The 21579-nt window shown below is 59.3% G+C and carries 20 protein-coding genes; 7 read left to right on the top strand and 13 right to left on the bottom strand.

Going from position 1 to position 21579, the window contains the following annotated elements; genetic code table 11:
- Nucleotides 1-21 precede the first annotated feature (21 nt).
- Nucleotides 22-1158 carry an aminotransferase class V-fold PLP-dependent enzyme gene (locus IPK32_08725; protein MBK8092053.1) on the top strand — a complete coding sequence of 379 codons (1137 nt, stop codon included), beginning with the start codon at nt 22-24 and terminating at the stop codon, nt 1156-1158.
- A 251-nt stretch (nt 1159-1409) separates the two neighbouring features.
- On the opposite strand, the gene IPK32_08720 is transcribed toward IPK32_08725, so the two are convergent.
- Together IPK32_08720 and IPK32_08715 are read right to left on the bottom strand one after the other, a co-directional pair.
- Nucleotides 1410-2867, bottom strand: coding sequence for an NAD-dependent epimerase/dehydratase family protein (locus IPK32_08720; protein MBK8092052.1), 1458 nt, complete (start codon nt 2865-2867; stop codon nt 1410-1412).
- A complete protein-coding gene (locus IPK32_08715; GenBank protein MBK8092051.1) occupies nt 2864-4306 on the bottom strand; it encodes an N-acetylmuramoyl-L-alanine amidase in 1443 nt (480 codons plus the stop codon). The genes IPK32_08720 and IPK32_08715 overlap by 4 nt, the downstream gene beginning before the upstream one ends.
- Before the next feature lie 65 nt (nt 4307-4371).
- On the opposite strand from IPK32_08715, the gene IPK32_08710 reads away from it, so the two are divergent.
- Nucleotides 4372-5202: a TIGR00282 family metallophosphoesterase gene (locus tag IPK32_08710; protein MBK8092050.1), complete on the top strand. Its 831-nt coding sequence runs from the start codon at nt 4372-4374 to the stop codon at nt 5200-5202.
- A gap of 142 nt (nt 5203-5344) precedes the next feature.
- Here the strand turns inward: IPK32_08710 and IPK32_08705 are convergent, their stop codons facing one another.
- A complete protein-coding gene (locus IPK32_08705) occupies nt 5345-6895 on the bottom strand; it encodes a sulfatase (GenBank protein ID MBK8092049.1) in 1551 nt (516 codons plus the stop codon).
- Between the two features lie 39 nt (nt 6896-6934).
- Nucleotides 6935-7705: a creatininase family protein gene (locus IPK32_08700; GenBank protein MBK8092048.1), complete on the bottom strand. Its 771-nt coding sequence runs from the start codon at nt 7703-7705 to the stop codon at nt 6935-6937.
- Nucleotides 7706-7795: 90 nt separating this feature from the next.
- Between IPK32_08700 and IPK32_08695 the strand changes: the two genes are divergently transcribed.
- Nucleotides 7796-8164, top strand: coding sequence for a CoA-binding protein (locus tag IPK32_08695; protein ID MBK8092047.1), 369 nt, complete (start codon nt 7796-7798; stop codon nt 8162-8164).
- A gap of 270 nt (nt 8165-8434) precedes the next feature.
- Here the strand turns inward: IPK32_08695 and bcp are convergent, their stop codons facing one another.
- Nucleotides 8435-8917 (bottom strand): thioredoxin-dependent thiol peroxidase, encoded by a 483-nt coding sequence (bcp, locus tag IPK32_08690; GenBank protein ID MBK8092046.1) that lies wholly within the window; start codon nt 8915-8917, stop codon nt 8435-8437.
- Between the two features lie 111 nt (nt 8918-9028).
- Nucleotides 9029-9382, bottom strand: coding sequence for a P-II family nitrogen regulator (locus tag IPK32_08685; GenBank protein ID MBK8092045.1), 354 nt, complete (start codon nt 9380-9382; stop codon nt 9029-9031).
- A gap of 312 nt (nt 9383-9694) precedes the next feature.
- Between IPK32_08685 and IPK32_08680 the strand changes: the two genes are divergently transcribed.
- Both IPK32_08680 and IPK32_08675 read left to right on the top strand, forming a co-directional pair.
- Nucleotides 9695-10678 carry a permease gene (locus tag IPK32_08680; protein ID MBK8092044.1) on the top strand — a complete coding sequence of 328 codons (984 nt, stop codon included), beginning with the start codon at nt 9695-9697 and terminating at the stop codon, nt 10676-10678.
- A 34-nt stretch (nt 10679-10712) separates the two neighbouring features.
- Nucleotides 10713-11954 (top strand): hypothetical protein, encoded by a 1242-nt coding sequence (locus tag IPK32_08675; protein ID MBK8092043.1) that lies wholly within the window; start codon nt 10713-10715, stop codon nt 11952-11954.
- On the opposite strand, the gene IPK32_08670 is transcribed toward IPK32_08675, so the two are convergent.
- The gene (locus IPK32_08670; protein ID MBK8092042.1) at nt 11955-12890 is read right to left on the bottom strand and encodes a ThuA domain-containing protein; all 936 of its coding nucleotides are present in this window, start codon (nt 12888-12890) and stop codon (nt 11955-11957) included.
- A 169-nt stretch (nt 12891-13059) separates the two neighbouring features.
- Between IPK32_08670 and IPK32_08665 the strand changes: the two genes are divergently transcribed.
- Nucleotides 13060-13941 carry an FKBP-type peptidyl-prolyl cis-trans isomerase gene (locus IPK32_08665; protein MBK8092041.1) on the top strand — a complete coding sequence of 294 codons (882 nt, stop codon included), beginning with the start codon at nt 13060-13062 and terminating at the stop codon, nt 13939-13941.
- Between the two features lie 62 nt (nt 13942-14003).
- Here IPK32_08665 and IPK32_08660 read toward each other — a convergent pair whose 3' ends face one another.
- From IPK32_08660 to recA, 6 genes are all read right to left on the bottom strand, one after another.
- The gene (locus IPK32_08660; protein MBK8092040.1) at nt 14004-14849 is read right to left on the bottom strand and encodes an amidohydrolase family protein; all 846 of its coding nucleotides are present in this window, start codon (nt 14847-14849) and stop codon (nt 14004-14006) included.
- Nucleotides 14850-14955: 106 nt separating this feature from the next.
- A complete protein-coding gene (locus IPK32_08655) occupies nt 14956-16053 on the bottom strand; it encodes a beta-lactamase family protein (protein ID MBK8092039.1) in 1098 nt (365 codons plus the stop codon).
- Nucleotides 16054-16117: 64 nt separating this feature from the next.
- A complete protein-coding gene (locus tag IPK32_08650) occupies nt 16118-16906 on the bottom strand; it encodes a succinate dehydrogenase/fumarate reductase iron-sulfur subunit (protein ID MBK8092038.1) in 789 nt (262 codons plus the stop codon).
- 21 nt (nt 16907-16927) lie between these two features.
- Nucleotides 16928-18838, bottom strand: coding sequence for a fumarate reductase/succinate dehydrogenase flavoprotein subunit (locus IPK32_08645; GenBank protein ID MBK8092037.1), 1911 nt, complete (start codon nt 18836-18838; stop codon nt 16928-16930).
- A 40-nt stretch (nt 18839-18878) separates the two neighbouring features.
- Nucleotides 18879-19589: a succinate dehydrogenase cytochrome b subunit gene (locus tag IPK32_08640; GenBank protein ID MBK8092036.1), complete on the bottom strand. Its 711-nt coding sequence runs from the start codon at nt 19587-19589 to the stop codon at nt 18879-18881.
- 164 nt (nt 19590-19753) lie between these two features.
- Nucleotides 19754-20842, bottom strand: coding sequence for a recombinase RecA (gene recA, locus IPK32_08635; GenBank protein ID MBK8092035.1), 1089 nt, complete (start codon nt 20840-20842; stop codon nt 19754-19756).
- A gap of 159 nt (nt 20843-21001) precedes the next feature.
- Between recA and rlmB the strand changes: the two genes are divergently transcribed.
- The gene (rlmB, locus tag IPK32_08630; protein MBK8092034.1) at nt 21002-21577 is read left to right on the top strand and encodes a 23S rRNA (guanosine(2251)-2'-O)-methyltransferase RlmB; all 576 of its coding nucleotides are present in this window, start codon (nt 21002-21004) and stop codon (nt 21575-21577) included.
- Nucleotides 21578-21579 lie beyond the last annotated feature (2 nt).

Genomic DNA, 21579 nt, shown 5'->3' with positions numbered 1-21579 from the left:
AACTTTCTGATTTGCTCGCTGATGAGGCTCTGCGCCGTGCTGAATTCCCGTGGTGGAGAAGGGTGTGTTCCTGGCTCATGCGGGGTGACGATTTTGCCGCGGCGTGTGGTGAGGACGATGCAGGAGCACCTGGAGGCGAGCTGCACGCGGATGCAGGAGTATCCAGAGGCGTGGAAGGCGGTGCTGGAGACGCGAGCAGTCGCAGCACGGCTGATCGGGGCAAAGGCCCAGGAGATCGCGCTGCTGGGGCCGACTTCGGTGGGGCTGAGCTTGGTGGCTAGTGGCTTCCCGTGGCAGGCGGGGGATGAGGTGGTGTGTTACCCGGATGATTATCCGGCGAATGTGTATCCGTGGCGTGAGCTGGAGCGGCGGGGAGTGATCGTGAAGGAGCTGCGGCCGGATTCTCCAGGGGAGATCACGCTGGAGCTGGTGGAGGCAGCGCTGACGGCAAAGACGCGGATGGTGGCGCTGGCGTCTTGCCATTACCTGAGTGGTTGGCGCATTAATGTGGATGGGATAGGCCGGATGCTGCGAGAGCGAGGTGTGTTTTTCTGCCTGGATGCGATCCAGACGCTAGGGGCGTTTGAGACGCGGGTGGAGTATGTGGATTTTTTGTCGGCAGATTCGCACAAGTGGCTGCTGGGGCCTATGGCGGCGGGGATTTTTTATGTGCGTGAGGAGTTGCAGGAGATGCTGCGGCCAGGGCTGCTAGGCTCATGGAATGTGCGGAGCCCAGACTTCATCGCGCAGGCGGAGATCGCCTTTGAGCGTGGGGGGAGGCGCTATGAGCCGGGGGCGCTGAATATCAGTGGTATCCTGGGGATGAAGGCGGGGATGGATTTGATCGCGGAGATCGGGCTGGAGGCGATTAGCGGGCAGTTGCGGTGCTTGAAGGCGGCGCAACATGAGTTTTTGGCTCCGTTGGGGTTCCGCTTTCTCGGACCGGAGCCGGGACATGCGTTGAGTTCTTCCATCACGACGGTGTGGCATCCTGAGCAGTCGGTGGAGGTGCTGAATGCGCGGCTAGCGGCCCAGGGTATCGTAGCCTCTCTGCGACATACGCGTGATGGACGCGGTCATCTGCGGTTCAGTCCGCACTTTTACAATACGCGTGCGGAGATGGAGAGGGTGGCGGAGGTGCTGGGTTCGGTGGGTTAATAGTAGAGTCGGTTCGCTGTTCCCGGTTCGCTGTTCCCGGTTCGCTGTTCCCGGTTCGCTGTTCCCGGTTCGCTGTTCCCGGTTCGCTATTCCCTGTTCTCCGTTCTCCGTTCCCGGTTCCCGGTTCTCAGTGCTTAGTTCGCGGTTGATTTGCGCTACTAAGAACTAAGCACTGAGAACTGAGCACTTTGACTTGGGCGGCACGAGAACGGATCAACACGATCCAACCCAGAGAATGCGAAACGCGCACCTCAGCGGCGCATTTTGGCGAAGAAGACGCGGGCGCTTTCCATGATGCCGTAGGCGCTTTCTTGGGGTGTGAGCTCGCTGGTTTTGATGCGGAGGTCAGCGAGGGATTTGTAGATGGGTTTGCGCTCGGTGAGCAGGCGGGTGAGTTTTGCCTGGGGGTCTTCTTCTCCAGCGAGGAGGGGGCGATCTTGATTGAAGCTGGTCCGGCGGGCGAGGAGCGCGGGGTCTGCATCGAGCCAGACGATGTAGCCGAGGTGGCGCAGGAGGGAAAGATTCCGGGGCTGGGTGATGATGCCGCCCCCCGTGGCGATGCAGCAGCCACGGCGACCGAGGAGGCTGCGGAGGGCTGCGCTTTCACGCTGGCGGAAACCGCTTTCGCTTTCAGCAGCGAAAATGGCGGGAATGTTTTTGCCAGCGGCTTCGATGATGAGGTGATCGGTGTCGATGCATTGAAAGCCGATCATTTGGGCGACGATGCGTGCGACGGTGGTTTTGCCGCTGCCCATGAGACCGATGAGGATGATGTTTGGCTGACGGGGGATGATGTGCTCGCCGCTTTCATGATGCACGGTGTCGAGGATGCTGCTGACGAGGTCGGGGTCGTTTTGCAGGGCGTCGAGGTAGGTGGGATAGTGCGGTGACCAGCCGGTGGAGCGGAGTTTGGCGTTGGAGATGTGTTTATGGCTCCAGCCGCGTTTGCGTGTGGTGTCTGGTTCACGCTCGGGGGGCATGCGGAGGCCAAGGAGGCGGCAAATATCCAAATAAGCGGCCTTTTGAGTGACTTTTTGGTCGTCGGCGATGTTGAAGACGCCAGAGAGCTTTTGGGTGATGAGGTGCGCTAGGGCGCTGGCGGCGTCATCGGCGTGGATTTGGTTGAGGTAGCGGCCTTCGCCGTGATTTCCCTCGATGGCGGCTTTTCCTTCGATGAGGTTTTTGAGCAGAAAAGAGCGATGGGGGCCATAAATGCCAGCGAGGCGTGCGACGCAGCCATGGGCCTGTAGGGAGATGTTTTCCGCCTCGCGCAAAAGTCGGCCCGTATCACGCTGGGGCTCTGCGGGGCTGGTTTCATCGACCGTCTCGCCTGCGGTCTGTGGATAAACGCTGGTGCTGCTGGTGTAGAGCGGGAATGCGCGAGGGAAGGCGGTGATGAGATGCCGCATGCCATCGACATAGACGCTTTGGTAGGTCTCTGCTCCGCCACGACTGGAGCTGGCGCAGTGGATGAAGGCGTCGATGGGTGTGGAGGCGAGTTTTTCCGCGAGGGCGAGTACGGCGCTGGAGCTGCTGATGTCGCAGGACTCGATGATGGGCCAGGGCTTGGTCTGGCGCAGGAGCTGGGCGGAGGCCTCTGTGTGCGTGAGCCCGATGACGCGGTGCCCTGCGGCATGGAGTAGATCGGCGGTGCGGGCACCGACGAAGCCACAACCGGCGACGAGGATGGTCTGCGGCGGCTGGCTCATGGCTCTTGTTGCGCGGAATCGACGCGGCGATGGGTGCGATAGTAGGTGGTGAGGCCCTCGATGACGCCGCGCACGTAGTCGCGGACGACGCTGGTTTGCAGTTTGCCGCCGATGAGGGTGCGTCCGATGAAGTGCCCATTGAGCAACCGGCGGTAGGTTTCTTCATGGTTCATGACGTAGGGCTCCAAATAGACGACAGGGCAGTCGTAGAGGCGATTGGCGAGGAGGTTACGAGCATACACAGCGTCGTTGGTGCCGGGGCGGCGTGCATTGGGTGTGGTGTAAATATAGGCGGGCAGGCCTGTGATGCGGCGCATGCCTTCTGCGACGGCATTGGCGAGTGGGAGCTCCTCCTCATGCACGCGTGCGAGGAGGCGATGAAACATCTCATAGCGTATGTCGGCCTGCTCCAGCTCGGGGGCGCTGTAGCAGCCATTGACGAGGATGTGGAAGTGATTGTTGGGCGAGAATTGGGGGGAGGTGGCAGCGCCCCAGGCCTCCGCATTGTAGTGGAGGCAGAGGACGAGGTCTGGCTTGATCTCGGTGTTGACCTTTTTCGCACGGGCACGGATCTCGCTGACGCGGTAGAAGAGCTTTTCGGCCTGCCATTGCACGGTGAGGAGCTTCGCGTCGCCGGTGAGGCCGTCGTAAGTCTCTTTGGGCTGAGGGAAGCCGGATTCAGTGAGTAGCTTCCGCGCAGCATCGAAGAGGTCCGGCGGGCGCTGTTTGGTGACGGGCTCAAGGCGGTCACGCACGAGGGTGACGTAGGCTCCGAGTGCTTTGAGCTCTTCTGCGAGTGCCTGTGCGGTGATGAGGGTGAGGTAGCCCTCCTGCACGGCCTCATTGGGGGCAAAGCTGAGGAAGCGCTCCTCCACGGTGGAGTAGCCTCCGCCGATGTGGCCTGGGTCGATGGCGATGTGCAGATCGGCGAGGGGCTTGGCCGGATCAGTGAGCGGCGGGAGCTCCTGGACGCGGTGCCAGAAGCGGGTGGCGGAGTCGGAGGGCTCTGAGCGGGCTCCGAGCTCGATGCGGTGCTCTGGCCGAGCGGGGTCGCCTGTTTGGATGATGAGAGCACCCGGCTCCACACGCCAGGGCTGCGGGAAGGCCCCGCCGTCGGTGTAGATGTTGCGTAGCGCGGTCTCGACATCTGCGCGGCTCATGGTCTTCGCCAACGGAGCGAGAGCCTCCCAGTGGGGTGAGTCACCGAGTGGGCTGAGTTTCGCGAGTCGGTCGATGCTGCTGGCCAGAGTAGGAGGGGCCGAAAGCGTGGAGCCTGTGGGCGGTATGATGGTGGAGGCCTGACTGGTAACAGGTGCCGCAGGAGGGGGGGGCGCAGGTGCCGCTGCGGGGGGCGGCGGCACGTTGGTGGACTGCGCGGCGGTGTGCAGGGCGGACGACACGATGGCCAGGACGCATAGGGACACGATTTTCTCGAACATGATGTGGATCGTAGCTTGAAGACACCGTTCATCATCTACTAAGTGAGGCTGTGATGAACAAAGATATGGATGCTCCGCCTTCGGATGCAGAATCGGTCGCAGATGGTCTCCTCCGCCTGCTCTTCCTCGGTGACGTGGTGGGCGAGCCGGGGCGCAAAGCCGTGTCCGTGCTACTGCCGCTGCTCAAAGAGGAGCTGAAGATCGACTTCACCGTGGTGAATGGCGAAAATTCGGCGGGCGGGCGCGGCATCACGCCGAAGATCGCCATCAGTCTGATGCGCAGTGGTGCCACCGTGATCACGACAGGGGACCACATCTGGGATCAAAAGGAGATCATTCCATTCTTCGCAGAGGAGCCGCGCATCCTGAGGCCGCTGAATTACCCCGCTGGGGTGCCTGGGCAAGGCAGTGTGATTTTGGAGACTAAAAAAGGCAAGGTGGCCGTGGTGAACCTGATGGGCCGTACCTTCATGGGTCCACAGGTGGAGAACCCCTTTGTAGCGATCACTGAGTGCGTGGAGCAGCTGCGGCAGGAGACGCCGGTGATCTTCGTCGATTTCCATGCTGAGGCGACGAGTGAAAAAGTGGCGATGGGCTGGCACCTGGATGGCAAAGTGAGTGCGGTGATCGGCACGCATACGCATGTACCCACGGCGGATGAACGTGTGCTACCAAAGGGGACTGCCTTTCAAAGTGATGCTGGCATGTGCGGACCGCTCGAAAGCGTGATCGGCAGCCAGATCGAGCCCGTGCTGCAAAAATTTCACGATCAGATGCCTGCCCGCTTCGGAGTCGGACGCGGCGCAGTCCGGCTCAATGGTGCGCTCGTCACGATCGATCCACAAACCGGCCGCGCCGTGAAGATCGAGCGCATCGCCCGGACATGGCATGAGTAGGGTTCGCTGTTCCCTGTTCTCTGTTCCCTGTTAGTTTCGGCACTCGGCGTGCTTCAACTGCGCCCTGAGAACTGAGAACTGAGAACTGAGAACTGAGAACTGAGAACCGGGAACTGAGAACTGGGAACAGCGAACCGAGAACTCACTCCGGTATCACATCCCCACGCTTCACCGTCTTCCCTTCCCACACGGCCTCATCGGTGGCTTTGTCATAGGTGAGGACGCGGCTGGCGCTATTGGGTGCGGGTGGCAGGTCGATCTTTGGCAGCCAGCGAGCATGCTCGGCGATGATGGCGGCGTTTTCGGGCTTCGCGGCGACATTGTGCCACTCGTTCGGATCATTGACCATGTCGTAGAGTTCCTCTGAGCCATCAGCGTAGCGGATGTAGCGCCATTTTTCACTGCGGATGCCGTGGTTGCCCTGATTGTGGCTGGTGATGGCGGGACGCTCACGCTGGGTGGCGGCATCACGTAGCTGTGGTGCGAGGCTGATGCCCTCTAGGTCGCTACGCGGAGTGAGACCAGCTAACTCGATGAGTGTGGGATAAATATCGAGCAGCTCCGCAGGCTGCGAGCAGCGCTGACCGGCCTTGATCCCAGGGCCGGCAAAGAGCAGCGGCACTTTCGTCCCACGATCCCAGAGGGTGTTTTTTCCGGTGATGTCTTTTTCACCGAGATGCCAGCCGTGATCTCCCCAGAGCACGACGACGGTGTCATCCGCATGGCCGGACTCCTCCAATGCGGTGAGCAATCTGCCCACCTGCGAGTCGGTGAAGCTCACGCAGGCGAGGTAACTGCGAACAAGATTGCGCCACTGGCCGGCTTCTTTGAGGAACTTCAATCGCGGCTCTGGCAGATTCCAATGCAGATACCAAGAGAAACGCGGCGTGTCGTTTCGATCCCCCTCCAGCACCTTCGGCAGCACGCTGTCATCATCAGGGTAGAGGTCGAACCACTTCTGGGTGGCGTAGCATGGCACATGCGGCAGGAAGAAACCTGCGGCGATGAAGAATGGCTTATCCGCAGGTGCTTTGCGGATCTGCTCGGCTGTCCAAGTGGCCACTTGGTAGTCGCCTTTGCCCGTGTCGTCATTATCCAGCGGCCAGACACCCCAATCCACCAGAGCGTGGTTTCCCATCGGTGTCGGATTGACGAGTTTTTGCGGTGGCCGGGAGCCCACGCCGCCAAAGGGCGCGGTGAGCTGGAATTCGGGCTTGGCGGGTTTTGCTGCGGGATTTTTCGCCTGCTCCTTCGCTTTGTTTTTGCCCTTTCCTTTGCCACCACCGCCTGCGCCGCCGCCCGTGCCGCCGTGATAGATCTTGCCCGTCGCAGCAGTCAGGTAACCATGGTTTTCAAAATGCTGCGGCAGAGCGACTCGATCCCGCCACTCTGGCAAGGTGCGGAACCAGGGAGAAAGGCCGTAAATGCCCGTCGTAGTGGGCCGCAGGCCCAGGAGCAGGCTGGTGCGGGATGGATTGCACAGCGGAGCCTGGCAGTGTGCATTGAGGAACGTGGTGCCCCGCTGCGCCAAGCGGTCGATGTGCGGTGTCTTGGCCATGACATGCCCTCCCAGATGCCCGATCCAGTCATTCTGATCATCAATGGCGATGAACAGAACGTTTGGCCTATCCGCAGCAGTGAGCAGGGAGCTCCACGCGAGAAAGAGAATAAAAAAGTGCTTCATGTGGCCCATAGGAACGTCGTGCTGAGTGCGTGCTTTCGGGCCACTCGATCAAGCCTTCACATACAGGTCAGAAATGTCTGCCTTCGCGAGCTCGATGAAGTAGGTGGCGATTTTGGCCCCTAGGGCAGCGAGGTAGCGCTGGCCTTTATCCGCGCTACTGTGCTGTGGATCGCCGCTGCCAGTGTCGTTGGTAGCTTTTAGCCAATCACGCTGTGCCCAGGCCCATTTTTCATTGATGGCACGGAGCCTCCAGCGATTGTCCGTGCCAGGGCCCCACTCGCTCTTCGGCAATACGAGGTGCGGGTGCAGGTGCATGATGAGGCTCGTCTCGCGCTCGTCGGCATGATCGCCCACGATTTGGAAAATATCGTCGCCTTTGACGGCATTGAACCAGTTTACCACGCTCAAAAACATCTTCGGATGCTTCCCCTGCAACTCCCGCAGCATCTGGCGGAAATCGTTGCCACCGTGACCATTGAGAATGACGAATTTCATCACGCCGTTGCCCTCTAGGCTCGCGATGACGTCTTCGAGCACTCTGAGCTGCGTGCTCGGATTCATATTGATGCAGAAAGGAATATCGAGCTGCCCGGTCTGCACTCCGAAGGGCATATTCGGAAGGATGGCGACCCTCGCGCCCGCCTCCCACGCGATGCGACCCGCCTCGGCGGCGATGGCATCATTTTGCAGTGAATCCGTGGCGTATGGCAAATGCCAGTTATGCGCCTCCGTGGCTCCCCATGGCAGCACCGCCACTTCATAGGGGTTGTCTTTGACGTGCTTCCAATTCGTTTCGGCGATGATCCATGGGCGACTCATAAGTTTCGAGTGTTCAGGTTAAAGTTCTACGCTGGTTATAGCAAAAGCGTTTCCGTGTCGTTCTATTTCATGCCAGATAAAGTCTATCCTATGAAACATGAACGCGTCGTCATCCTCGGAGCCAGTGACAATCCAGATCGCTACAGCTACCGGGCGCTACTGCTGCTACGCCAGCACGGACATGAGGTGCTGCCCGTGCATCCAAAGCTCACTCAGATCGAGGGAGTGCCCGTCGTGGCAGATATCAGCACCATCGAAGTCATTGTGGATACGGTGACGATGTATGTCGGCCCCGCGATTTCCTCAGCCCTGCAAGACAAACTGACCGCACTAAAACCAAAACGCGTGATCTTCAATCCAGGCACCGAAAATGCCGCCTTACAGACACATTTGACGAAGGCAGGAATCGCGTGTGAAGAAGCCTGCACACTGGTGCTACTGAATACAGACCAGTTTTGAACGAGAAAACCTCGCCATACGTCAAAATGGCGACATCCCCGAGCATGTTAGACATTCAAAGACACCGCACCATCGAAGCCAGCCGCCTCAAAGCTCACGGAGCAAGCGAGGAGGAAGTGGAGGCATTTAAAAACCAGGGAAGCGCCCCTTCCGCCCGGCCTTCATCAATGGAGAGCGCAAAAACGGCGCTCTGAAGTGCCCACCGGCACCTTTGAGGTCCCCACTGGCGAGTTCACGATGCCCAGCCGCGGTTGAGCCACTCTCACTGAGTCATTCCATGCTGCGCAGAGCTTGGAGCACCAGCTCCAGATGCTCATCCGGCTTCACCTTCTCCAGAATAGCCTGGAGCCGCCCCTCTGCATCGAGGATGAACGTGCTGCGCTCGACTCCCATGTATTTCCGACCGTAGAGACTCTTCTCGACCCACACACCGTATGCCGTAGCGATGGCGTGATCCTCATCCGCCACCAGCGCAAAAGGCAGTTCATACTTCGAGATAAACTTCGCATGCCGCCGCACGGGATCAGGGCTGATGCCGAGCACATGAGCTTTGCGACGCAGTTTGTCCCACGCATCGCGCAAACCGCAGGCCTGCCGCGTGCAGCCAGGAGTATCGTCCTTTGGGTAAAAATAGAGCACCACCGGCCGACCTAGCAGGGAAGTCAGATCGAGCCTCGCATCTGCGGCAAATCCGCCGCCACAGACAGGGGCGTTAAAAAGAGGCGCAGGCTGGTTAAGGAGAGGTTTACTCATACTAGGCAAGCTATACAGACCAGCACCCGGCGTGACAAGCCGTCTGCTGGCACGAAAAAACCGCCTAGCACACGGCAAAGGCGGTTTCTCCAAAAAAGAGCCGTGTTCAGCCTACTTCGAGCTAGAAGCGACGGCATCCGAGCCGCGCTCACCAGTGCGGATACGGACGGCATCGAGCACTTCGCTGACGAAAATCTTTCCGTCACCGATTTTACCAGTGTTCGCAGCCTTCTGGATAGCACCGACGACTTGGGCAGAGCTGTCGTCATCGACGACGACCTCGATTTTCACCTTCGGGAGGAAATCAACGGTGTATTCGCTGCCGCGGTAGATTTCGGTATGGCCTTTCTGACGGCCGAAACCCTTGACCTCGACGACAGTCATGCCTTCGACGCCGACCTCAGCGAGCGCTTCTTTGACGTCCTCCAATTTGAAGGGTTTGATAATGGCTTCGATCTTTTTCATGGTGGAGGCAATAAGAGGTGTGGTTTGGAGGGAATGCAACGATGAGGGCCGTCAGAACGGAGATTCCCGGCTGCACCGTCGATTACCGACAAGTAGCGGGAAGTATGCCAACTTCCAGAGACTTTTGATGCGTATCCTAGCGCCTTCATTGTTCTCCTGCGGAGCGGGAAACGAAAAGCCCCAGAAAAACGCTGTGCTTGCTCATGCTCCGGGCGCTGGCGGCCCCCTTCTCATCGAGCCTGCCCCCAAAGCAACGGAAGCACAGCTTTCACGCTTGAAGGCGAGTCCTCGCTCCGTTTAAAGAAACCATACATGTCCCTGATTCTCGCTGCACTTCCAGATCCTAGTCCCTTGGGCGACGTCCTCGTCGCGTTCCTGAGCATCGTCTTTGAGGGGGCTCCGTACATCCTTTTTGGCACGTTGCTCTCTGGCTTTATTGATGCGTTTTTGCCACCGCGGCTGCTAGAGCGTGTGCTGCCGAAAAGCCGTGTTCTCTCCACGATCATGGCAGGCTTTCTGGGCTTGGTTTTTCCAGTTTGCGAGTGCGCCATCGTGCCAGTGATCCGGCGCTTGGTGCAAAAAGGCCTGCCAGTGTCCTGCGCGGTGACGTACATGCTTTCCGCCCCCATTGTGAATCCGATCGTGGCGATCAGCACCATGACGGCTTTCAAAGAGTTCCAGGGCCTGTCCATTGCTACCGCTGGGAATGCCACAATGACCATCGCTCGTCTATCCCTGGGCTGGCTGGTGGCGGTGATCGTGGGGCTGGTGATCATCCGCTTCAAGCCCTCTCAAATCCTGCGTGATCATGTGGCCGCTCAGATCGATGCTGGCTCTGCAGAAGCAGCAACGGGGCACGCTGTAGCCACTGCTCCCTTCAATACCCGACTGGTGCAGGCCATGCGCACAGCGATGCGGGACTTCCTCGATACCGCGATGTACTTCGCCATCGGCGTGGTGATCACGTCGGTCTTCAATACCCGCATCGACCAGAGCATCCTCGCCAGCGTGGCTGGGAACGAGTGGCTGGCACTGCCCTCCATCATGGGCATCGCGATGGTCCTTTCCCTGTGCAGCACGAGTGATGCCTTCATCGCCGCTCCGATGGCCTCCTTCAGCATGGCGGCAAAATTGGCCTTCCTCGTCTTCGGCCCCATGATGGACATCAAGCTGCTCTTCATGTACTCCGGCGTCTTTAAGCGGAAAGTCGTCATCGGTCTGCTCATCGGCCTATTCTTCCTCATCGGGGCACTCTCCGTGCCCTGGATGAACCTGATCGAAGGTCTCAGGAAATGAATCTGACATCTGAACTCTAACACCAGAAACTACCATGTCCGCCACACGCACACTCGTTCACTTTCTCAGTGTCGCCACGCTCCTCATTTGGGGCGGCGTGATGCTCTATTTTTACGCCAGTGGCCGAATCGTGGCCTATTTGCCACCGGATGGCATCTTCCGTGAGATGGTGCTCGCAGCAGGCATCGGTCTAGTCGTCCTCGCCTTGTTCAATCTGCTCACCATGCATTCCGAGGAGGCTGATTGCTGTAGCCACGATCATGCGCATGACGACCATGATCATGACCACGATCACGCCCACCACGGAGACTGCTGCGGCCACGATCACGGTCCAAAGCATGATCACGCACACAAAGAAGGCTGTGGCCACGACCACTCCCACCAGCATGGCGACTGCTGTGGTCATACCCACGCCCACGCCGCACCAAAGGCCGCTGGTTGCTGTGATCACACGCATGAGCACGCGCATACACATACCCACGATCATGACCATGGGCATGCGCACGGCATTTTGGAAGAAAGCGCCTGGCCGGGCCGCATCGGCGCTCTGGCCATCCTCATCGCACCTCTCACATGGGCGGCGCTATCCACCCCGGATCGCTACAGCCCTACCGCCATCGCGAACAAGGGACTCTACAACCCCAACTACAGCGACACCACGCGTGCCGAGCAGTTCTCTCTGCGCAAAGACACCCCAGGTAGCGAAAAAGTACCTACTGTGGCTACCGCACCTACCGTGGCTACCGCGACCACGCAGACAAATTCCGCTCCCCTGCCCCCAGCTTTGCCCGCAGTGCCTGCAAAACCCGGCGAGCCACCGAATGCTCAAAACGCCCCGAAGCCCGCTGCCGAGGCCAAGAGCTACGGCAGCTTTACGCTCGAAGATCTGAAAAAACAGGTCCCCATGAGCAAAGATGGCAACTTCCTCCTCGAAGTGCCTGAAATCTACTACACGGGCGGCGACATCGAAGTGCAGCGCGTGCTCACAGGCCAGACGGTGGAGACGACCGCGCAGATCCTCCCAGAAAAGGTCAACAACGACAATGGCCACCGTATGCGCATCTTCCGCATGCTCGTGCAGTGCTGCGCTGCTGATGCGCGGCCTTACAGCGTGCCCATCGACTTCGGTAAAAAAGCCCCCGAGTTCAAAGACAGCTCCTGGGTCAAAGTCATCGGCAAAGTGGGCTACAAGAAAGAAAACGATCAGACCGTCCCCGTCATTGAGGTCAGCAAAATCGAGCCTACCACCGCGCCAGATGACGCGATGATCTATTGATCACTTCTTCTTCGCTGGTTTCGGCGGAGGAGGCTCGACGTAGGGCGGATTCGTGTAGGCCTGCGGAGCGACTTCTTGGATGTTTGCGGGCGTTTCGGCCTGCACATCACCATTGGTCCAGTTCAGCGCTCCGGTGAGGATGTTTTGGAAGACGGGATTCGTCCACACATCATCGCGGTGGCCCATGGCGGTGTAAAAGACGCGACCAGAGCCTTCCTTCCGCGCCCAGGTGCTCGGATAGGCCGGACGCTCGTATTCCTTGCCCTTCATCGCTGGGTCATTGATCACACTGAGCACATGGATGTCAGGCGTGAAGTCCTTTAGCGAGTACCATTCCTCCATGAAGCTGTATTCCTTGCCCACGCTCTCGAATCCGGGGAATTTCGGGTTCACCACGGTATTCCGCGCCTCTTGCTGCGCTCCGTGTTTGATGAACTCGCCACCGAGGAAGCGCACATACGCATCCGCCTTCTCACCATGGTTCAGATAGCGGTCCGGGCCTTTCTTGGACTCATTGTTCGTGTGGAAGGTATCGCTGGCGCTATGCGTGCCGACAAAGCCCTTCCCCGAGCGGATATGATCGAATAGGGCCTGCTTCCCCTCCGGCGACATGGGCGGCTGGCCATCCGTGCCAGGGCTGCATAAGTCCCCCGTGGTGTAAAACATCACCGTATCGAACTGCGCCAAGTACTCTTTGCTGAACTTGCTGCCATCTTTGCTGAACTCGAACTCCCAACCGTTTTTCGCACCGAGCTCGAGCAGAATTTTCTCCGCGTGACTGGGGCGGCCCTTTTTCCACGAGATCACCTCGTGCTCGTAGCCGCTGGATTTGGTGAAAAAGAGGATTTTGTGCTTCGCAGCGCCGGGGGCGGCAAAGCTGACAGCGCTGACGATAGCCGCAGCGAGCAGGAGGAGAGGAGCGAGGAGGCGTTTCATTCGGATAATGCGAGGTGGCGGAGCGCAGAGATGCAGGGGCGCGGCCTGGATGCAATGCCGGACTGCGCCCCAAAAACAGTCGCCATCCCCCCAGATGCCTCATTTTGAGCCAAAGCGGGCGAGGCTTTGATTGACCGGGTTATCACAGGCGCTTAGGCTTCTCCTCTCCATGAACAAACTCCACACCGCCATCCTCTGCGCCGCCGTGTCCACCCTCGGCAGCCTCCAAGCTCAAGAAGCCAAACCCGCTGAAGCAAAACAAGCCGAAGCCGCCCCCACCGCACCTCCTGCGATGGACAAAGTCAGCTACTTCATCGGCAAGAACGTCGGTGGCCAGTTCGCCGGCCAAAAAGAAAAAGTGGACCTCGCCGTCTTCCTCGAAGGCGTGAAGGACGCCTTTGCTGGCACCAAGCCCCCCAGCTACGCGATGGGCATCGGCCTCGGCCAGCAATTCCGCTCCGAAGGCATCGCCATCGACCTGGAAAACCTGAAAGCCGGCATCGAGTTCGCCGCCTCCGGTGGCAAAACCCCAGAAAAATTCGCCAACGCGGACGTCGAAGCCGCCATGGATGCCTTCAACAAAGTCATGCAGGCCAAGCAAGAAGCCCGCGTGAAGGCAGACGAAGCCCGTGAGATGGCCGAGCGTGCCGCAGGCGCTGCAGGTGCCAAAGCCGCAGGAGCCAAATTCCTCGCAGAAAACGGCAAAAAGAAAGGCGTCACCACCACCGCCAGTGGCCTGCAATATGAAGTCATGAAAGAAGGCTCCGGCCCGAAGCCTGCCGCCACCGATCAGGTGAAAGTCCACTACCACGGCACCCTCACCAATGGCAAAGTCTTCGACAGCAGCGTCGAGCGCGGTGAGCCCATCACCTTCCCCCTTCAAGGCGTCATCAAAGGCTGGACTGAAGGCGTGCAGCTCATGCCCACAGGCTCGAAGTTCCGCTTCTTCATCCCATCCGAGCTCGCCTACGGCGACACCGGTGCCGGTGACGACATCGGCCCAGGTGAGACCCTCATCTTTGAAGTCGAGCTCCTCGGCATCGTGAAATAAGCCAAGAGCACAGCACATTTACCCACAGGGCGGTTCGGCGACGAACCGCCCTTTTTCATGCCTCAGCGCAGCCCCAACAGGCGCAAGCTGTCGCGGTGGATCATCGCCTCGACTTCATCCATATCGAGCCGCGGCAGCTTCGCCCCCTCCAGCATGTCATTGAGGCCACGCAGCCCCGCGACGGACGCATTCACCGTGGTGAAGGGGAAATCCGTGCCAAAGAGCACTTTATGCCACACACCGTACTCCTGCACCAGCATCAGCGAATGGTACAACTGCCACGGCCGGTAATGCAGGGCACTGACATCCGCGAAGACGTTTTCATGCTTCCGAACCGTCACGACACACTCTCCCTCATACGGATGACCGAGGTGGGCGAGGATGATCTTCACCTCTGGGTGCCGAGTCGCCACCGGATCGATCAAACGCGGCAAAGTAAAGGCAAGCGGAGCCTGCGCGATGAAAGTCGTCCCCATATGCAGCAGCACAGGCAGGCCATTTTTTGCCGCATACTGCCACAACGGCTCCAAAACCGCATCATCCGGGCTAAAGCCCGCATACATCGGCAAAAGCTTGATCCCCCGTAGCCCGAGCTCCTCGTGCCCGAAGCGCATCTCACGCTCCCAGCCATCCTGCGTCGGATCGACCGATAAAAAGCCCGTCAACCGCGCCGCATCCTCAGCCACAAAATCCGCCACCGTGCGATCATCCACCCAGATTCCACTCAGACGAGCTTTCCCGCCGAAAACGACCGTATGCGTCTCCTCCGGTGCCGCAGCCCGATAAGCCTCATACCGCGCACTCAGATCCACCACATGCCCAGGCCTCGCCCGGCCAGCCTGACGGATAAAATCGTCCGAAAAATCCGCCGGAAAACTCCAAGCATGGGAATGAATGTCGATGATCATGGAAGTGCCCTGTGGCTACGCAAGCAGACCATCCGATCTTTGCCGCAACAACACACATTACTTTTTGCCTGGCTTATTTTGTGAGGGAAATTGCGAAGCAATAGGTCTAAATTTGCCAGCTTTTCACCACGCGACCGATCTTCCACATCAGCTCGTCCAGTGGGCCGCTGAGGCCCTCTTTGCGACCATTGATGAGGCCTGCCCAGCAGACTCCTTTCGCGGTATGCACTAGGATTGTCGTCGTACCGGGAAGTGAGCCTGTGTGCCACCAGTTCGGTGCTGAATTGACGTTCCAGCCGCGTGCATAGCCCGCGTTGAGGCCCGGGGTGGTCATGGTTTGGATCGACTCCTCTTTCAGCAGCTTGGGCAAACTGGAGGCAAAGCGCACCAGATCACCCGCCGTGGCGATCCAACCACCGTGTGAGTCCATCCGCGCCACGTTCATGCGGTAGGGCGCATCCGCTTCTGGCATCTGATAGACCACCTCCAGTGGTCGGCGCTCGGCCAGGGTGTTGCCGCCGATCTGCATGCCGCTGATGCCACACTTGGGAAGCACATGCTGAGTGAGAAGCGCCTCGTAGGGTAGCTTTGTCACTTTTTCCAGCACACGGCCTAGCACACAGTAACCGAAGTTCGAGTAAGCGTACTTTTTGCCCGGTTCATCTGGCTGGACACCGTTCTTCAATGCCCAAGGAATGAGTTCGTCGTGCGTCATCGCCTTGTCGGCAAACATCGGGTCGTTGCGGTCATTCGCCCAACCACCGCTCGTGTGCGTGAGCAGATGATCCACGGTGATGGCGGTGATTTTCTCCGGCAGGCCGCTGCCATGCGTTTCGCCCAAAATGCCCTTCGGACCGAAAACGGTGCTATCGAGCTTCAAGAGGCCTTTTTCGACCGCCATCATCACTGCTGTCGCCGTGATCGGCTTTGAAATGCTCGCGATTCGAAAAAGGTGCTGCGAAGTCACCGCCTCCTTCTTCTCAGCGTCTGCGAAGCCGTAACCTTCTTCGAAGGCGATCTTGCCCGCACTCCCAAACGCAATCGAAAAGCCCAAAAGGCCGTTTTCGGCCAAAAAGGCCTCTGCAATGCCTCGAATTGCTTTCTCCTCGTTTGAGGATGGTTTTCTCAAAGTGGTCGAATCAGCCGCCAAAAGGCCCGCAGCTGGCCACAAGGCTGCGTTTTGAAGGAAAAGTCGTCGATTCATGAACGTCGTCCCAATAGCTTCGCAACTAGTCCAGCTTGTCGAGTAGCGCAGCTACTGCGCTGCTTTAATCCCCGCCACCGGCGACCTTCGGCGAGTTGCCGAGGGCGTCTTTGACGGCGGCGACGGCGTAGTCGCGATTGAGCTTGGTGATCCAGCGGACGCTGATCTCTTTCGGGCAGGCGGCTTCACACTCGTATTGGTTGGTGCAGTTGCCGAAGCCTTCTTTGTCCATCTGGCGGACCATGCCGAGGGTGCGGCGGTCCTTCTCAGGCTGGCCCTGTGGCAAGGTATTGAGCTGGCCGGCCTTGGCAGAGACGAAGAGCATGGCACTGGCGTTTTTGCACGCGGCCACACAGGCTCCGCAGCCGATGCAGGCAGCGGCATCCATCGCGGCGTCTGCGACTTCTTTGCCGATGGGCAGTGCATTGGCATCCTGCGGCGCACCAGTGCGCACGCTGACGAAACCACCGGCCTGCTGGATGCGGTCAAAGGCGCCGCGATCGACGACGAGGTCTTTGATGACGGGGAAGGCCTTTGCGCGGAAGGGCTCGACCCAAATGGTGTCGCCCGTGCGGAATTTCCGCATGTGGAGCTGGCAGGTCGTGGTGGCCCTTTCTGGACCGTGAGGCACGCCGTTAATCTGCATGCTGCACATGCCACAGATGCCTTCGCGGCAGTCGTGGTCAAAGGCGACTGGCTCCTGGCCTTTGGAAATGAGCCGCTCGTTGACGATGTCCATCATTTCGAGGAACGAGGCATGATCCGGGATTTCCGGGGCTTCGATGTCCTGGAAGTGACCAGGCTGACCTGCGTTCTGACGCCAGACTTTGAGGTGAAGATTGAGTTGGGACATGGTGGACTTTGAAAAGGCGTTTTACTTATAGCTGCGGACAGCGAGATGGACTTCTTCGAAGGTCAGGGGCTCTTTGTTGAGCTCAGGTTTGCTGAAGTCGCCGGTGTAGCCCCAGGCGGCGGCGTGGCAGAAGTTTTCGTCGTCGCGTTTGCACTCGCCTTCTTCCTGGTGCTCCACGCGGAAGTGGCCGCCGCAGCTTTCCTCACGCGTGCGTGCGTCGAGGCAGAGGAGTTCAGCGAACTCCATGAAATCGGCCACGCGTCCGGCTTTTTCGAGCTCGGGATTGCAGGCGTCGCCGCTGCCGGGGACGAAGACATTGTTGTGAAACTCCTCACGCAGCTCGGGGATGCGTTTGAGGGCCTCGGTGAGGCCGGCGTGGTCGCGGGCCATGCCGCATTTGTCCCAGACGAGGAGGCCCAGCTCGCGGTGGAAGCTATCCACGCTGCGTTTGCCTTTGATGTCGAGGAAGCGCTTGGTTTGTGCGGTGCAGACTTCGAGCGCCTTTTTGAATTCGGGATGCTCTTTGGTGACGCTGCCGGGCTTTTGATGCACGAGGTAGTTCGCGATGGTCGTCGGGATGACGAAATAGCCATCGGCGAGACCCTGCATGAGCGCGGAGGCACCGAGGCGGTTCGCGCCGTGGTCGGAGAAGTTCGCCTCGCCGAGCACATGCAGGCCGGGGAGGTTGCTCATGAGGTTGTAGTCCACCCAGAGGCCGCCCATGGTGTAATGCACGGCGGGGTAGATGCGCATCGGCTGCTTGTAGCCGTCTTCGCCGGTGATCTTTTCATACATGGCGAAAAGGTTGCCGTAGCGCTCAGCGATGGTCTTTTGACCGAACTGGCCGATGGCCTCTGCGAAGTCGAGATACACACCGCGACCACCGGGGCCGACGCCGCGTCCGTCATCGCAGGCTTCCTTGGCCGCACGGGAGGAAATGTCACGCGGGGCGAGGTTGCCAAAGCTCGGGTATTTGCGCTCGAGGTAGTAGTCGCGATCTTCCTCGGGGATTTGCGAGGCAGGCTTGCCGACATCGGCGGCCTTTTTCGGCACCCAAACGCGGCCGTCATTGCGGAGCGACTCGGACATGAGCGTGAGCTTGCTCTGGTAATCGCCGCTGACGGGGATGCAGGTCGGGTGGATCTGCGTGTAGCAGGGATTGGCAAAGTAAGCGCCCTTTTTGTGCGCACGCCACGTCGCGGTGACGTTGCAGCCCATCGCATTGGTGGAGAGGTAGAAAACGTTGCCGTAGCCGCCGGTGCAGAGCAGCACGGCGTCGCCTGCGTGGGCTTCGATTTTGCCAGTGACGAGATTGCGCGTAATGATGCCCTTTGCGTGGCCATCCACAGTCACCACATCGAGCATCTCCGTGCGTGGATACATCTGCACGCCGCCCGCAGCGATTTCCTTGTTCAAAGCCGAGTAAGCGCCGAGCAGGAGCTGCTGGCCGGTCTGACCACGCGCATAAAACGTGCGGCTCACCTGCGCACCGCCAAAGGAGCGGTTCGCCAGCATGCCGCCGTATTCGCGGGCAAAGGGCACGCCCTGCGCCACGCACTGGTCGATGATGTTCACGCTGACCTCGGCGAGACGATGCACATTGGCCTCGCGAGCGCGGAAGTCGCCACCTTTGACCGTGTCATAAAAGAGACGGTGCACGCTGTCGCCGTCGTTCTGGTAGTTTTTGGCCGCGTTGATGCCGCCTTGGGCAGCGATGGAGTGCGCACGCCGGGCGCTATCCTGGAAGCAGAAGCATTTCACCTTGTAGCCCAGCTCCGAAAGTGTCGCCGCTGCCGAGGAACCGGCCAAACCACTGCCCACGACGAGCACGGTGAACTTGCGCTTGTTCTTCGGGTTGATGAGTTTCGAGTCCTGCTTGTGCTTGGACCACTTCATGGCCATCGGGCCGGAGGGGATGCTGGAGTTGAGCATGGTGAATTTGAGATTTGAAATTTGAAAATTTGAGATCGCTTCACCGCCCATAGCCGCAGAGCCAGATGGCGATGACGATGGCAGCATTTCCAGCGAAGACGAGGCCCGCGAAGGCATAACCAGCCTTCTTGAAGAGCGGCTCGGATTTGTCCGTGCTGATGCCCAGCGTCTGAAAGAGGCTGGAGAAGCCGTGGCTCAGGTGGCTGCACAGCAGCGCCATGGCGATGAGGTAGAAAATGGAGGCTGGAGCCCAAGAGAAGCCGTCGATGACCATTTTATAGACGTTTTGTGCCTCATGGCCGTCGATGGTCACTTTGTAGGCTTTGCTGCCGAAGTCGTTGGCGACGCGGACGGTGAAGTGCAGCAGGTGATAGACGACAAAGGCCAGGATGGTCAGACCGCTCCAGATCATGGTGTGAGAGGATTTGGAGCTGACTTGGGCCTTGTGTTGGCCGTATGCTTCGGGGCGGGCAGCACGGTTCGCTTTGGTCAGGGAAATCGTGGCCACCACATGGACCAAAACCGCCGCAAGCAGGCCGATCCGGGCGATCCATACGCCACCGCCATGCAGCGCAGTTTGCAGCAGGTGGCCGTATTCATTGATGGCATCCGCGCCGACAAAGATGAGCAGATTGCCGATCATGTGGCCAAAGATGAAGCCGATCAGCATCAAGCCCGTCAGGGCCACAAGAATCTTCTTGCCGATGGAGGAGGCGTAGAAACGGGAAAAGGAGTCAAAAACAGCGCTCATGAGAAAAGGAAACACTCTCCTTATGGAGAAGCCGTCCTCACACGCAAGCCACACCGCGCACTTTTGCGACAAATGCATGCAATTTGGCAAAATAAACGCAAAACAGCCGCCTCCAGATAGGACGCGGCTGTTTTCAAAACAACAATTACCAACCAGCAGATCACTCACTCATCGCTATTGCCTGCGGGTCTTTTGCCCGTGACGGCGGCCCCGCCTTTGTCAGCGATCTTTTGCTTCACGGCTTCTTCGATCTCCGCATACACGGTAGCGTCGTTGCGGAGGACTTCCTTCGCGGCATCGCGGCCTTGGGCGAGCTGCGTGCCTTTGTAGCTGATCCATGAGCCGCGTTTTTGCAGGATTTCGAAGTCCATGGCCAGATCGAGCAGGGAGCCCACATTGCTGATGCCCTCATTGTACATGATGTCGAACTCGGCCTCCGTGTAGGGCGGTGCCAGCTTGTTTTTGACGACTTTCACCTTCGTACGGTTGCCAGTGACGGTGCCATCGGTGCTCTTGATGGCTCCGATACGGCGGATGTCCACGCGGACGCTGGCGTAGAATTTGAGGGCCTTTCCACCAGGGGTCGTCTCTGGATTGCCGAACATGACACCGATCTTTTCACGGATCTGATTGGTAAAGATCACCGTGGTGCGGGCTTTGCTGATGATGGCAGTGAGCTTTCGCAGAGCCGCACTCATGAGGCGGGCCTGGGCTCCGACGGTGCTGTCACCGATGTCACCTTCGAGCTCCTGGCGGGTGACGAGCGCAGCGACAGAGTCGATGACGACGACATCGAGCGCATTCGAGCGGACGAGCGTTTCGCAGATGCGCAGGGCCTCCTCACCGCTGCTGGGCTGGGAGACGAGCAGTTCATCCATTTTCACACCGAGGCGCCGGGCGTAGCCTGGATCGAGGGCGTGCTCCACATCAATGAAGGCAGCCAAACCGCCCATTTTTTGCGCTTGGGCGATGACGGTGAGGGTAAGCGTGGTTTTACCAGAGGACTCAGGGCCATAGATCTCGACCACGCGGCCACGGGCGAAGCCTCCGACGCCGAGGGCCTGGTCGATGAGTAGATTCCCTGTCGGGATGACGGCCACATCGGCTTTGCTCTCCTCGCCCATGCGGAGGATGGAGCCCTCACCATAGTCTTTCTGGATCTGCTGGATCGCTAGATCGAGATTTCGGGCACGGGCCTCGGCGACTTTGTTGGAGGCGGGTTCGGAGGAGGATTCTTTGGGTGCGCGGGCCATAATCGTGTCAGTATGTGTGTTGTGGGGGTTTAAAAAGCTGTTCGGTGGAACAGAAACCGCATTTTGCAGACATGGTAAAGGCTTTTCTCCAGTGAACAGTACTTTTCTGTGGTTAGAGCGGCATCGCGGTCACACGTTGCCGCTCTTTTTCTCGCCCGCATGCGTCCGAACCGCCCCGATCAACCCACCGCTCGTCAGAACCGCCACTCCAGGGGCGACTCCCAGATCGTCACCTACGATGAAAGCGACCTCGCTCCTCTCCTGGAGGACAAAAAAGACCCGCTCGTGCTCATCCTCGACTGCGTGCAGGATCCACACAACCTCGGTGCCTGCCTGCGCACAGCGGATGCCGCCGGCGTGTGCATGGTGGTCATGCCAAAAGATAAATCAGCCCCGATCAGTGAGACCGTGATCCGCGTCGCCTGTGGTGGCGCAGAAAACATCCCCCTCGTCCGCGTCACAAACCTGGTGCGTGCGATGGAAAAGCTCAAAGAGCTAGGCGTCTGGCTCGTCGGCACTGCGGACGAAGCGACGCAGAGCCTTTATGACCTGGATCTCAAAGGCGGCATCGGCATCGTCATGGGCGCAGAGGGCCCAGGCATGCGCCGCCTCACTGGCGAGCACTGCGACTTCCTCGCGAAAATCCCCATGGCTGGCCGAGTCGAGTGCCTGAACGTCTCCGTCGCGACAGGCGTGTGTCTTTTCGAGTGCGTCCGGCAGCGACGCCAGAAGTAGCT

This window comes from Verrucomicrobiaceae bacterium (genome assembly GCA_016713035.1).
Classification (GTDB): Bacteria; Verrucomicrobiota; Verrucomicrobiia; order Verrucomicrobiales; family Verrucomicrobiaceae; genus Prosthecobacter.
The sequence above is the reverse complement of the archived record's forward strand: the minus strand, read 5'-3'. Positions and strand labels throughout refer to the sequence as shown.

Bases quoted from the DNA above. Each gene is read 5' to 3' on its own strand.
- IPK32_08725 (MBK8092053.1), top strand. From the start codon at position 22: ATGAGGCTCTGCGCCGTGCTGAATTCCCGTGGTGGAGAAGGGTGTGTT.
- IPK32_08720 (MBK8092052.1), bottom strand. From the start codon at position 2,867: ATGAGCCAGCCGCCGCAGACCATCCTCGTCGCCGGTTGTGGCTTCGTC.
- IPK32_08715 (MBK8092051.1), bottom strand. From the start codon at position 4,306: ATGTTCGAGAAAATCGTGTCCCTATGCGTCCTGGCCATCGTGTCGTCC.
- IPK32_08710 (MBK8092050.1), top strand. From the start codon at position 4,372: ATGGATGCTCCGCCTTCGGATGCAGAATCGGTCGCAGATGGTCTCCTC.
- IPK32_08705 (MBK8092049.1), bottom strand. From the start codon at position 6,895: ATGGGCCACATGAAGCACTTTTTTATTCTCTTTCTCGCGTGGAGCTCC.
- IPK32_08700 (MBK8092048.1), bottom strand. From the start codon at position 7,705: ATGAGTCGCCCATGGATCATCGCCGAAACGAATTGGAAGCACGTCAAA.
- IPK32_08695 (MBK8092047.1), top strand. From the start codon at position 7,796: ATGAAACATGAACGCGTCGTCATCCTCGGAGCCAGTGACAATCCAGAT.
- bcp (MBK8092046.1), bottom strand. From the start codon at position 8,917: ATGAGTAAACCTCTCCTTAACCAGCCTGCGCCTCTTTTTAACGCCCCT.
- IPK32_08685 (MBK8092045.1), bottom strand. From the start codon at position 9,382: ATGAAAAAGATCGAAGCCATTATCAAACCCTTCAAATTGGAGGACGTC.
- IPK32_08680 (MBK8092044.1), top strand. From the start codon at position 9,695: ATGTCCCTGATTCTCGCTGCACTTCCAGATCCTAGTCCCTTGGGCGAC.
- IPK32_08675 (MBK8092043.1), top strand. From the start codon at position 10,713: ATGTCCGCCACACGCACACTCGTTCACTTTCTCAGTGTCGCCACGCTC.
- IPK32_08670 (MBK8092042.1), bottom strand. From the start codon at position 12,890: ATGAAACGCCTCCTCGCTCCTCTCCTCCTGCTCGCTGCGGCTATCGTC.
- IPK32_08665 (MBK8092041.1), top strand. From the start codon at position 13,060: ATGAACAAACTCCACACCGCCATCCTCTGCGCCGCCGTGTCCACCCTC.
- IPK32_08660 (MBK8092040.1), bottom strand. From the start codon at position 14,849: ATGATCATCGACATTCATTCCCATGCTTGGAGTTTTCCGGCGGATTTT.
- IPK32_08655 (MBK8092039.1), bottom strand. From the start codon at position 16,053: ATGAATCGACGACTTTTCCTTCAAAACGCAGCCTTGTGGCCAGCTGCG.
- IPK32_08650 (MBK8092038.1), bottom strand. From the start codon at position 16,906: ATGTCCCAACTCAATCTTCACCTCAAAGTCTGGCGTCAGAACGCAGGT.
- IPK32_08645 (MBK8092037.1), bottom strand. From the start codon at position 18,838: ATGCTCAACTCCAGCATCCCCTCCGGCCCGATGGCCATGAAGTGGTCC.
- IPK32_08640 (MBK8092036.1), bottom strand. From the start codon at position 19,589: ATGAGCGCTGTTTTTGACTCCTTTTCCCGTTTCTACGCCTCCTCCATC.
- recA (MBK8092035.1), bottom strand. From the start codon at position 20,842: ATGGCCCGCGCACCCAAAGAATCCTCCTCCGAACCCGCCTCCAACAAA.
- rlmB (MBK8092034.1), top strand. From the start codon at position 21,002: ATGCGTCCGAACCGCCCCGATCAACCCACCGCTCGTCAGAACCGCCAC.